Genomic DNA, 13,132 nt, shown 5'->3' with positions numbered 1-13,132 from the left:
ATTTCCCAATAACTATCCGATCAGTAACAGTAATACACCAATGACAATCATGACTACACCGAGAATACCATATACCACTCTTGCGCCCTGCCGTCCAATGGTCTTTACAAAAATCCCTGCTCTAAAACTCTTCATAAACCAGTCCCAGTTGTTGATACCACCGAGCAAACTAAAAATTCCTGCCGCTATGGCAAATAGTGCGATTAAAACGGGTTGATCTTGCATTACGTCAACACTCCTTCAATATAATCCTGTCTACTATACCTTCACTTGGTGAAAATTAACAGGCATTAATTAGTAAAAAAAACAGCTTGTAGATGGAAGTCTACAAGCTGTTCTAAACCGTCTGTATCATGCGTTTTATTGCTTTTGCAACTCGCTTGCTGACAATAACAAGGTTACCACTTCAGCACGTGTTGCTTCAGCGAGGGGGTTAAACATATTTTTGCCTGTTCCCTTCACCAGTCCTGCATCATATGCAGCAGCGATATATGGAACGGCCCATGCAGGTACTTTATCTGCATCCGCGAAACTCAGTGCCGGATCGGACTCCACTGGAAGGCCGAGTGCTCTGACGAGCATAACCGTCATCTCTACCCGCGATACTTTACCCGATGAACGAAACGTATCATCCGTGTACCCACTAATGATGCCTTGATCCACTGCCTGTGCAATAAAGGATAGCGCCCATGCAGGTATCCCAGCAGCATCCTTAAACGTCAATGCCTTGTTGCTGGCTGGAAGTTCAAATGCTCTTCCCAACATCACAATGAATTCGGCGCGTGTCGCTGGTGCATTTGGACGGAAATTACCATCCTGATATCCGTTCACAATTCCCCGGGAAATGGCCTGCTCAATGGCAGCAGCTGCCCAGTGATTTCCGATGTCCTTCAGGTCTACGACCGGAGTAGTTGGATTAGGGTTTCCTCCATTACCCGGAACAGTTGGCGTAGTTGGGTTTGTAGGATTGGTTGGTGTGGTTGGAGTTACAGGCGGAGTAGGTGTTGTAGACCCTCCACTACTGTTACCACTGCCCGGATTACTTCCATTATTGCCGCCACCATTACCAGGATTGCTTCCATTTCCGTCCCCCGGAAGTGGCGTACCTTTCAGATCCGTGCTGCGTCCTTCCGTCACTTGATTCACATTACCTACACGGTCTAGATGTTCATGGAAGATTTCATAATCGACCAGATTTAATTCGTAGAATCGATTATCATCTTTTGCCGTTCTCATAGCACGATAGAAGTCTCCACCGTTAGCCATGAATGAATTGGTAGCGACGATATAATACCCATTCGGATCGATATCCGTGTACGTACCATCTGCATTCTTAATCTGAACTTTGACTACACGTTGACCAACTTGGGTTACGGTGTTGGTTGTTGCATCAATTTTCTCGCCTGGTTTCGTGGAATCGTAGTAGAACCGCATGCCTGCCACTTGCGGGAAGCGCCCTTCTCCCGTTTCCACACCACTAACGCCATTTTCCAGCGCGGCTGTGATTTCTTTACCTGTCATTTTCAAAGCAGACAGATTATTACCGAATGGCATCACAGACAGGAGATTGCCCAGCGTAATATCCCCTGTCTGGAATGAAGCTCGAATGCCACCGCCGTTCTGGATCGCCACGTATCCTTTGACGTCATTTTCCTGCACAATGGATTTCACTTTCTCCAGCATACCGTCTGTCATCAGGTTTCCTAAATTGGTTTCCTGTTTCCGCACAGTGCCACGTTCTCCATCCAGGAAGACATTCGTTTTACCAATAACTTTTTTCTTGAATTGTTCCAGCTGAGGCGCATATTCTTTCAGCTTGTTTGCGGCTTCCACATCATCAGCATAGACGAATTGGCCGTTTGCATCTTTGGCATCCAGACTCAGCAATTTGCCGTTCCACTTTTTCAATACGCCTGCTTCATCAAACGTAACATCCAATTGACCAAGAGAAACATCATATTCCCCAGTCTGCACAACCAAAGTTGGGTCCGCATGGGTATCCACCAAAACTGGTGCGTTCAGAATGGTGTGTGAATGACCACCAACCACAATGTCGATTCCTTCTACGGCTTCAGCCAATTTGAGATCCTCTGAGTAGCCCAGGTGAGTCAAAGCAATGATTTTATTGATGCCTTCATTTTGCAGCATTTGTACAGTTGCTTGTGCACTTGCCTTGTAATCTGCAAACTTCAAGTCATCTCCTGGTGAAGAAAGAGATACCGTGTCAGGTGTTGTCAGTCCGAAAATACCGACTCGCTCACCATTCACTTCCGTAATAATCGCCGGATAGATTTCAGCTTTCTCACCCGGATCACCGATGTTATTGTTGTACAAACCACTCAAGCTCGCATCCTTTGAATAATCAATATTAGCACTTACAAACGGGAACTCTGCTTTTTCAATAAATGCTTTCAGTACGCTTGGACCTTTATCAAACTCATGATTACCAAAGGTCATGGCATCATATCCGATCATGTTCATGAATTCCAGATCAGCCAGACCGTTAAACAGATTGAAGTACAATGTACCCGAGAACACGTCCCCAGCATCCAGCACTAGGGTATTATCATTGCGTGCTTCCTTAATTGCAGTTACTCGGCGAGGGATGTTATCCAGATGCGCATGCGTGTCGTTTGTGTGCAACACGCGAAGGTTAAAGCCCCCCTCTTCCACTGGATCTCCAATACTCAATTGTGCGAGCAGTGGATCATGGTCGCTCACTCGTCCATCTGCTGTCTCAAAATCGGCATTCACATGTACCACTTCGATGGCTGCCGTCTCAGTCAGATTTTCACTCACCAAAATGTGATCCAGTGTCTGGGAGTTTCCATCATAGATGTAGGAATACCGCTGATTTTCTGGCAGTTCGTTTACCAGATTGTCCAGTTCATTACCTTCAACAATGTTCAAAGTATTCGAGAATTGGAAATCATTAAAATCACCAAGAACAGCGACATTTACCTCATGGTCTTTGTTCAGTAACTCTTTCACAAAACCATTCACCAATGCAGCTTGTTTCGCCCGTTGAACTTCACTGCTTCGAGTGGCAGGCTGTATATTTCCGAAAGGTTTCAGGTCTCCACCTTTCGAATTGAAGTGATTGGCAATCACCACCACACGTTCACCATTGAATTCGAATTCAGCGGCAAGCGGCTTGCGGGAGCTGGCGAACGCCTCATCCCCTGGTGCAATACGACCCGGATTATTGGAGAGACTGCCGTCAGCTTTGACTGTGATCGCTGTCGTAGCATTTCCTTTTCCGATACCATTAGCCAACGATACACGGTTCGGCTGATAAAGGAACCCTACACGAATATTGGCACCAGGTGCCCCGCCATCCTTGTTATTTTCCGGAGAAATCTCACTATATCGATATGTTGGTCCGTTGTTCGTTTTGATTGCATCAATTAGCGTCTGAAAACTCTCATTGGACGCTGTTGTGCCCGTGTCGGCATCGCCATCGTTATCCTGAACTTCCATGATGCCAATGATGTCTGGCGTGTTCAGATTATCCACGATGATTTTACCGATTTTATTGGCTCGTGTTGAATCTTTTTTGCTGAAGTTCTCCACATTAAACGTAGCAATGGTCAGTTTATCTGCCGCTTGTTCAATGGAAGTAGTCGCTTGTTTCGTTTCTCCAGGGATAACTGCTGGTAAATTCCCTTCAGGACTCACCTTGAAATTTCCACTAGAGTAGGTCATTACTCCGACTACATTCCCATCCAACTTATCGCCTGTTTTTACTGCTTTGGAAGGTTTCTTGCCGATAAATAGACGCTGCGGATTGAGATCACTCTCATTCATATCTTTCTTGTTATCGGTCAGAATAACACCACCGTTAGGTGTGCGAAGTGGATTATTCTCACCATTATCCACAACAACGGCCAGACCCGGTTGACTGGAGTAAGGACCTATAATTTCAGGCTTTTCCAGTTCAACACGCATGCCTTCCAAACTTTCAAAAAAGTCTATAGCATCCATCTCGGGATTAAATTCTGCAAAAGAGTCTGAGTCAATGACGGTTGGAATTACACGTCCATTGACACCCAACTTCACAGGTGCAGGTAGATCTACCTTATTTATTACTTTTACAATCGTACTCGCCGTAATTTGCGTGGTGGTTAATTCGTTAACCGCCCCATATTCCGTAACTTTCCCAGATACCTTCACCTGATTGCCAACGATAACTCCATGACTTGGTTTATAAACCTGAATGGCTTCGGATGTCCGGTTATCATCGTCCATCTCGCCCGGAAGCTCTTGCATGTAAAAACTGCTTGTACTGACAGAGGTAACAATACCTTCAATATCCTTAACATCGTATCCGTTAAAAACAGAAGTATGTCCTGCGCCCTGAATATCATGGATACGCACGTTTTCTTTATCAGGAAGTATTTGATACGTAAAGGTGTACACTGCACTGGATTGTCCATTAAGAATGGCAACAGCCTTGATTACGATGTCTTGATCAATCACTATTGGACTACTATACACGGCGGAAGAAGAAGTAGGCTCTGTATTATCCGTCGTGTAATGTACAACTGCACTCTTGGCTGGAGAGGTTAATGTGACTTCATTGTTCCGGGGAATCCCGCCAGATGGAACACTTGCCATCACAGACAGGCTATTTTCTACAACATCTGCGGCTGTTCTAGGCAAAATCTCTAATCCGTAATTACTGTTGAATGTCAGAACACCCTGCACATATTCGTAGGTTTTGCCAACAGTTAGCGCGGTAGGAGAGTTTTTGGCATAAATCGTCATCTCAGCACCATGACTATCCGTAGCGTAAAACGTCGAACTACTGCCCCGTGTTACCTGAATATCTCTTACTTCGACAAACATTCCCTCATACTTTTCGCCCGGACCTTTGTTACTTTGGTCTGCTGGTCTGACAAAGTCTGTGGACACCATATTTTTGGGTCCGGGGAGTGTCACATTTTGCTCAGTGACCTTCATGTATCCTTCGGTAAAACCTGACTTATCCTTCTCGATCTGGACGAGTCCGCTGTAGTGGGTAATTGGACCATACACTTCAATGCGATCCCCCACATCAACCTGATTCTTCGCTCGGACTACAATGCCAGCTTCTTCGTCTTGAATATAATAATTCGTGAATTCTCCGGAGAGTTCACTGTACGTTACGACACCTGAAACGGCTACATTTGTATTTGGTGCAAGGACTCTCGCATCAGCAATGGATATGATTCCAGTCCCGTCTGGTTCTTCACTTTCAGTTCCATCAAAATCACCATCTTCGTTAGTTGGTGACTCTGTCCCCTCCAGGTCTGACGATTCTTCAGTTGGGACAGTATTCGGTATGGAAGTCTCCTGATCACTTGTGTGCGGCTCTTCCGTTACTACACTTTCCTCATCAGCATATGCGGTGCTACTTAATCCACCTATTGGTGCCGCACCTGTAACGACAAGAACGAAAACCAGAAACCCTTGTGCCCAACGTTTCACTTGCTTGTTGTTCATTCGTCCTACCCCCATGTTTTCAACTTGGCAATCATTTGTTCAGCCAGCTTGTACATTAGTTCAAATATAAGATAACTGAATAACAGACTTGTGTAAACAATATTTCTTCGTTATGAAAGAAAATAGAACACTCATATCACATTTTCTAAACTAACCTCTATAATAATGAATAAATAGCACTAACTTTTAACTAAAAACACGTTATTAAGCCTATTAAAGTTATATAAATGTTAGATATACGGTTACTTAACGTCAATTAAATTGACATTTATACTGAATATATATACGAATTCGACATTTAGTAACAGTACTCATTTCTTTAAACCCACTAAAACCTGAGTCTTGAGACATGCATTTTCACATGATAAAACGATATGTACGGATCACTTTAGATCACCACATTAACTGAGTATAAAAGAGAACTATTAAGCGCAAAATCAGTATGAGTTAATAGAATGTTAAAAAAAAACCACAAGAACATCTCCAATTACTCTCAGAGACTTTCTTGTGGGATAATATAAAATATGAAAAATGATACTAATTTCACTTTTTCGAAATGTTACAGACGGTTTTCAATACACTTCTGTGTCTGGTGTCAAAGTAATATTACTTCCATAGGGTTCAATTAATCCTTGTTGCTCCAAGTATTGGTCAACGTATCGATCTGCATTCAGTGAAGTTGACCCGATCCAGTCTGAATATGTTTTTCCAAACATTTTATATAGTATGTCACTAGTATATTCATTACTTAATTCCCCAAAAACAGTATATAACTGTTTTACCGTATTCGTGTGTTTTTTCCCCTCTAAATCGGTCCATGTTACTTTTTTATTCAGATCTACCTTCCTTATATCCTTAGTATATATTTGTACATTTGACCCATTGATTTTGAAGTACACACGGATGCTTTTTTCGTAAGGATGACCCTTGAGAATGCTCCACCCTTTCATATCTCCAGTAGCTGGCACAGCATAAAGTTTCCCTTTTGTTGGAGTTGTTCCTGTTACACTGTTTTGTTTTTGAGGTTGTTCAATATTAATAGTCATTTTACCTTTACCAATAGATACTTGCATCTGCTTAGCTTTAGAGTTATAAGTCACAGTTCCATCCAGAGCATCTGAGAGAACTGAAGCAGGAAACAAAGTTACGCCATTTTGAACAAGCAGCGGGGACTTGAGAGTTAATGGCTCTCCATTTAACGTTGCTTTTGTTCCCGTTTTCGGGAGAGTTAGTTTGGTAGAACCAACTTTAATCTCGAAGGCGTCCTGTTGAGCAATGTAACTAACACTCCCTCCCAGTGCCTTGAATACCTCTTTCATCGGAACAAGAGTCACACCATTTTTTATGTATCCTCCATCAATTGCTTCATCCAAACTACCTGAAATAGTAACTGATCTTTCAACATTTTCGACTTTAACAGTAATTGTTGAAGAACCTACACCTATTACCTTTACCATCCCAGTGCTCAGCACTTGAAGTATATGAGGTTCACTGATCGTATAATCTGTTTTTGTAAGACCTGTATTTCTTCTGTAGTATGGATCGTTATCGCTATGTATTGAATTTTCGTCATCATACACAACAACTATATTAAGATTAATCTTAGAACCGACCGAAACTGTAGTATTAGGGATGAGTTCAATATTTTTAACTTTAAGTTCCTCCGCATAAACACTTGAAACAAACAACAACATAAATGCCATCATTAGAACCGTTACTCTTTTCATTCACTTGTACTCCTTCTTATTTTTAATATTGTCCATTGCTTTTCATGAATCCATGTATTGGGATACCCCTTTCAGCTTCCTATTCTATTTTCGGAATCATTAACAAAAAATGTTAGTCTTTCTTTTTAGTAAAACAAAAAAATTGAATGCAGCTTAATCACTGCATTCAACATGGATATGAATTTAATTATTTCTTCACCGTGCTGTTATATTGCGCAATCTTGTCTGTAATTTGTTTAGCTGCTGCATCCAGTGCTTCCTGTGGTGTACCTTGTCCATTCAGGACCGTTTCAATCGCTCCTTCGACAAGTTGTCTGGCTTCCGGGAATACACCCATTAATGCCCCGGATGTTGCTGTCGAATCTGCGGAAGCGTGCAATTGATCGACTGCTGTCTGGAATTGCGGATACTTCGCCATATTATCCTTTAATACTTGCTCATTGTAGGCTGCTGTCGTAATAGGGAAGTATCCTGTCGCAACACTCCAGTTCGCTTGTACCTCTGGTGTAGTCAAGTACTTGATGAATTCCCATGCCGCTTGTTGTTGCGCTTCCGATTTGTTGTTCATGATGTACAAGCTCGCTCCACCCACTACAACGCCGCCTTCTTTGGCATCGGCTGGACGAGGCAGGAAGCCTGTTCCCAGTTCAAACTTGCCACCTGAACCTTCTACGATTTTACGCAGGCCAGCTGTGGAATCAAGAGTCATACCGATTTGCTGAGCGGTAAATGCTGCTGTTGTATCGTCTGTGCTACGTCCCAGATTGGAGAGGGTCTTCTCATCAATCATCTTTTTCCACCACGTTAAAGTCTTCACTCCAGCTTCGGAGTTCAGCAGAGACTCTGTAGCCGCTTCATTTCTTCCGTTTCCATTGTTTACATAATCTGCATTCTGGTTTGCAAAGAACTGTTCCATAAACCAGCCGTAGATCGCCATGGATGCACCTGGCTTACCGTCTTTCGCCAGTGCTTTTGCTGCTTGCTCAAACTCTTCATACGTCTTCGGCGGGTTCTCCGGGTCCAGACCTGCTGCTTTGAACATATCCTTGTTGTAATACAGGATCGGGTTGGATGTGTTAAACGGCATGGCGTTCAATTTGCCATCGATGGTGTAGTATCGGATGATGTTTGGCTCCAGTTGGGACAGGTCGAACTGATCCTTGTCGATGAACTGTTGTACTGGCGTAATCATGCCCGAATCGATCATGAACTTGCTACCGATCTCGTAGACCTGGATAATGTCTGGACCGCTGTCTGAGCCCATGGATGCTTTGAGTTTGTTCAGACTTTCATCGTACTTCCCTTGATAGATGGGTTTCACCTGAATGTCCGGATGGCTAGCGTTAAAATCGGAAGCGAGTTGGTTAATGGCTTTCTCCCCAGCGCCAGACATGGAATGCCACCACGTCAATTGTGTCGTTTCAGCTGCGGCAGCTTCTGCTTGAGCTCCACTTGCCGGGCTGCTTGTTTCAGCTTTTGTTCCGCAAGCGGAGATGACCAACATGAGTGCAGACAGCATTAATGCGAATGTTCCTCTTTTTTTCAAACGAAATCGCTCTCCTTTTATATGGCTCGCGTACAATAAAATCTTGGGGATGACGCGGTGTGGCCGTTACGGTTACGAATCGTTCTTTTGATCGCTGTTATCCCCGGATTTCTTTTCATTCCCTTTCAAAGGGGGAAATCCGGGGATAAAGGCGAACGCTTTGCTTCTTCAGAATCGATTTCGTCCCCTCCACTACTACCGTCGTTCATTTCAACATTTTATTTGAAGCACGAGCATCATTTTATTCGCTCCTGGTATCCAAACCGTGGGCCTTGTACGAAGATACATGGTTTAATTCAAAACCTCTAAATTAAAATCTTTAGATCAAAACCTTCAGAGTTTCCACTTCAATTCAACTAAATAGTTGTAAAACTTTCATTGCCTACCCTTTCAGCGCGCCTGCGGCAATTCCGCGGACAAGCTGTTTCAACCCGAAAATCAATAGCAGTAAGGATGGTAGAATGACCATGGCTGTTCCGGCAAATACAAGATTCCACGCTGTGGATTCCTGGAACTCCAGCATCGAGATTCCGATCTGTGCGGTTCTCATTTCCGGTGTGTTTGTCACCAGCAGCGGCCAGAGATACGAATTGTACATGCTAAGGAATGAATAGATTGCCAGTGTTCCAAGTGCCGGACGGGACAAAGGCAAGACATGCGATATGAAATAGCGAATATGACCACAACCATCGATCCTCGCCGCCTCGAACAATTCCTTGGGTAGCTGCATGAAGAACTGTCTTAGCAGGAATGTACCAAACGCCGTTGCAAGAAACGGCACGGTAAGCCCCTGGTAACTATCTAGCCAGCCCCAACTGCGAACCGTCAGGTAGTTGGGGATCATCGTCACTTCCCATGGAATCATCATCGTTGCGACAAACATGCTGAAGATGACGTTTTTGCCTTTGAACTGCATTTTCGCAAAAGCATAGGCTGCCATACTCGCTGTAATCAATTGACCAAGCGTTGTCAGTCCTGCGACAAGAAAGGTATTGCCGATAAATCGACCGATCGGAACAATATCAAATACTTCGCTAAAGTTGGACAGATCGATTGAATTTGGAATGATATGCGGCGGATAAGCACTCGCATCTTCCGGCGTCATCACGGCCATGAAAAAGGTGTACATCACCGGATACAGCACAAGCGCTGCACAGATCGTCAGTAATACATACAACAGCGTTTTGGTCCATGTCGCACTCATTGGTAATGCACTTTCCTTTCTACCCATTTGAACTGGATCAGGGTCAGCAACATAATCACCACGAACAGGATCAGTGCCTGTGCACTACCTGTACCAAAGCGGAAATTAACGAAGGCTTCCTGATAGATGGAATATACAAAAACATTTGTACTGTCCATCGGACCACCCCGGGTTAGAATGTTGATCTGACCGAACGATTGAAAAGCACCAATGATTGATACAACCGTGACAAAGAACAACGTTGGTGACAGTAGCGGCATCGAAATTTTGCGAAACGTCAGCAATGGTCCTGCACCGTCAATCTTGGCGCTCTCGTAGATCTCATCCGGGATGCCCGCCAAACCACTGGATAGAATAATGTAGTTGAATCCAAGGTTCATCCAGATTGTCATGATGGAAATTGAGATCAATGCCCAATCCGGGCTGGTGAGCCAGGGAATTGGATCCATACCTACTTTGCCAAGCAGATAATTCAGCATGCCCAGGGTCGGGTGGAATAGAAACTTCCAGATCACCGCTGACGAACCGACGGATAACACCACGGGCAGAGAGAATACAAATTGGAACACACGCATTCCCTTGAACCGGTTGTGGGTCAGTGCAGCCAGAATCAGAGCAGCCAGCATGCCCGTAGGCACTGTAAACAGGACAAATAGTAATGTCACTTTCATCCCTTGCATAAACAGTCCTGATTGGAACACGGCCTTGAAGTTATCCAGTCCTACATAAGCCGCAATCTGCCCCGTCGGATCTGTGGAATGCAGACTCAGGTACACGGACTTAAACATCGGGTAAAACAGAAACACTGCAAACAAAAGCAGCGATGGTGCCAGGAAACCATAGGCCAGCAGATTCTCCCGCATTCGTTGCACACGCAGCGAGGCAGTCCGGCGCTCACTCGTACCGGATACGCGCCGTTTGGCGGCGGGCAAGCTGATCCGGTTATCAAGCTCACTCATCGGATTTTCTTCCCCCTTGTTTCACGCATTCAGTGTGTGTGAAATGTTAGATCAACTTCAGCACCACGTTATCTAGTGTAAGAGTCGAATGTCACAGCAAAATTCATTCTGAATCAACGTAACGTTAATCATGGACAAGGGACTTTACGGAAATGTGCATCCATTCGAAAGCGGTATCCAAACCGGATTTCATGACAAAAAACCGCAAGAACTCCCCTGTTTGGAGATGTCCCTGCGGTTTGATGTGTAAATGGAATATGAACGTTTGCTTATTAATAAAAGCGACTCATTTTACAATAATCTGAAAATCTTCCAAACGAGGTAAAGCGATTAACCGTTCGAGTTAACGATTAAGATGATATGGCACCGTGGTGACAATCACGTCTTTGTAATTGATCAGATAGGCTCGGATCATGAAGCTGGTCTGGTTGTGCAGTACATTTTGCCACCAGTGCTTGGTGATGAATTGCGGGATTAATATAGTGATGTGATCGGTCTCGGCCGTTTTCCACTCTACAGTATCAATGAATTTCTTCAGCGGCCCCATAATGCTACGGTATCTCGATTTGATTACAACCAGACGAACGCCTGGATTCCACTCTTCCCACTTCTGCTCCATCTTGCGTATCGCCTCATCATCAAATCCAATGTACAGCGCGACGACGTGATCCGACATCGTCTGGGCGTAACTGATCGTATTCATAACGACCCGGGTAATGCCCGCAACAGGAATGACTATCGTATTGCCTTTTTTGGCTGGCTTATCAACCTGAATATCAATCCGTAGCTCATCTGCAATGTTGCAATAGTGACGGTGAATACGCATGAACACATACACAACGAACGGCAAAAAGATAAAGATGACCCATGTCTGCGTGAACTTGGTGAAAATAAAAATCAGGGTAATCGATAGTGTAGTCAGCATACCGACGGTATTGACCAGCAACTTCATCTGCCAGCCAGACGGCTTGACTTTGATCCAGCGAATCATCATACCGAGCTGTGACAGGGTAAATGGAATGAACACCCCAACCGCATAGAGCGGAATCAGGCTTTCCGTATTCCCTTTGAACCCGACCACCAGCAGCGCAGACATCACACTGAGGAAAATGATCCCGTTTGAGAAACCAAGGCGGTCTCCTCTGACCATAAATGCATGCGGCATGTATTTATCCTTTGCCATCATGAAGGATAACAGCGGAAAAGCCGAATAAGCTGTGTTGGCTGCGAGGAACAGGATCAGTGCCGTTACACCCTGGATGATAAAATACATCGTGCCCCTGCCAAACGTCGCTTCAGCAATCTGGGAGATGACCGTTGCTTTGGGATCAGGCTTCACTCCGTACCCATAAGCCAGTAAGGTGATACCGATGAACATGGCTCCCAAAATACAACCCATGAGCAGTAATGTACCCGCGGCATTTTTCTCAGCAGGCTGCTTGAAGTTTGGGATCGCGTTACTTACCGCTTCCACGCCAGTCAAGGCCGAACAACCGGAGCTGAATGCTTTTAATAACAGAAACATACTCACATGGGATAGACTAGTTCCGAATTCTGGTGCAGCTGCTTCCATCCCCCCGGCAAGAAATTTGATTCCACCCGAGATAATCAGAACCGCAATCGAAAAGATAAATAGATAAATGGGGATCGCCAGCACAGACGCTGACTCCGTCACTCCCCGCAAATTCATAATGGTTAGAAAAACAATCATAATCAGAGCAATCACAACACTGTAGTCATGCAGCATAGGAAAAGCCGACGTAATCGCATCCGTCCCTGCCGACGAACTTACCGCAACGGTCAAAATATAATCGACCAGCAGAGATCCTCCGGCAATCAGACTGGATGTTGTACCCAGGTTATCCTTGGCTACGATATAAGCGCCGCCTCCTGTTGGATAAGCAAATATCGTCTGGCGATAGGAAAAAATTAAAATGACGAGTAATCCCAGCACGGCGATGGAAATCGGAACAGAATACCACAGGGCGGCGAATCCGGCCGCAACGAGCACCAGCAAGATCTGTTCCGTACCGTAGGCAACGGACGATAGGGCATCCGAGGACAGGATGGCGAGTGCCTTCCATTTCCCCAATTTTTCTCCATCCAGTTCAGCCGATTTCATTGGCTTGCCTATTAAGATTCTCTTCATTTTGCCAAGCATGATCATAACTTCCTTCCGTCTCTCATCTGTGAAGCATTGTTATTATGCAAA

Annotated in this window: 7 protein-coding genes; all 7 read right to left on the bottom strand. The window is 44.6% G+C overall.

The features are described from left to right. Positions 1–12: 12 nt before the first annotated feature. The 7 genes from MHI55_RS07235 to MHI55_RS07205 all read right to left on the bottom strand — a co-directional run bounded on the left by MHI55_RS07235 (position 13) and on the right by MHI55_RS07205 (position 13,081). On the bottom strand, positions 13–225 hold the full coding sequence (locus MHI55_RS07235) for an immunity 17 family protein (protein WP_047842001.1): 213 nt from the start codon (positions 223–225) through the stop codon (positions 13–15). 135 nt (positions 226–360) lie between these two features. Continuing rightward, the gene (locus MHI55_RS07230; RefSeq protein WP_340389435.1) at positions 361–5,484 is read right to left on the bottom strand and encodes an S-layer homology domain-containing protein; all 5,124 of its coding nucleotides are present in this window, start codon (positions 5,482–5,484) and stop codon (positions 361–363) included. A gap of 572 nt (positions 5,485–6,056) precedes the next feature. Next, a complete protein-coding gene (locus MHI55_RS07225; protein ID WP_051447209.1) occupies positions 6,057–7,211 on the bottom strand; it encodes a copper amine oxidase N-terminal domain-containing protein in 1,155 nt (384 codons plus the stop codon). 187 nt (positions 7,212–7,398) lie between these two features. Beyond that, positions 7,399–8,757, bottom strand: coding sequence for an ABC transporter substrate-binding protein (locus MHI55_RS07220; protein WP_340389433.1), 1,359 nt, complete (start codon positions 8,755–8,757; stop codon positions 7,399–7,401). A gap of 382 nt (positions 8,758–9,139) precedes the next feature. Next, positions 9,140–9,961 (bottom strand): carbohydrate ABC transporter permease, encoded by an 822-nt coding sequence (locus MHI55_RS07215; protein ID WP_340390579.1) that lies wholly within the window; start codon positions 9,959–9,961, stop codon positions 9,140–9,142. After that, positions 9,958–10,920, bottom strand: a complete 963-nt coding sequence (locus MHI55_RS07210) for a sugar ABC transporter permease (RefSeq protein WP_076327280.1) — start codon at positions 10,918–10,920, stop codon at positions 9,958–9,960. The genes MHI55_RS07215 and MHI55_RS07210 overlap by 4 nt, the downstream gene beginning before the upstream one ends. A 343-nt stretch (positions 10,921–11,263) precedes the next feature. After that, entirely contained in the window at positions 11,264–13,081 is a 1,818-nt protein-coding gene (locus MHI55_RS07205) for an APC family permease (RefSeq protein WP_282319086.1), read from the bottom strand. Between the last annotated feature and the right edge of the window lie 51 nt (positions 13,082–13,132).

The sequence above is a fragment of the Paenibacillus sp. FSL E2-0151 genome, from assembly GCF_037993015.1.
In the GTDB taxonomy this organism is placed as follows: domain Bacteria; phylum Bacillota; class Bacilli; order Paenibacillales; family Paenibacillaceae; genus Paenibacillus; species Paenibacillus amylolyticus.
The sequence above is the reverse complement of the archived record's forward strand: the minus strand, read 5'-3'. Positions and strand labels throughout refer to the sequence as shown.

Coding starts and splice junctions, on each gene's coding strand:
- MHI55_RS07230 (WP_340389435.1), bottom strand. CDS start 5,484: ATGAACAACAAGCAAGTGAAACGTTGGGCACAAGGGTTTCTGGTTTTC.
- MHI55_RS07225 (WP_051447209.1), bottom strand. CDS start 7,211: ATGAAAAGAGTAACGGTTCTAATGATGGCATTTATGTTGTTGTTTGTT.
- MHI55_RS07235 (WP_047842001.1), bottom strand. CDS start 225: ATGCAAGATCAACCCGTTTTAATCGCACTATTTGCCATAGCGGCAGGA.
- MHI55_RS07210 (WP_076327280.1), bottom strand. CDS start 10,920: ATGAGTGAGCTTGATAACCGGATCAGCTTGCCCGCCGCCAAACGGCGC.
- MHI55_RS07215 (WP_340390579.1), bottom strand. CDS start 9,961: ATGAGTGCGACATGGACCAAAACGCTGTTGTATGTATTACTGACGATC.
- MHI55_RS07205 (WP_282319086.1), bottom strand. CDS start 13,081: ATGCTTGGCAAAATGAAGAGAATCTTAATAGGCAAGCCAATGAAATCG.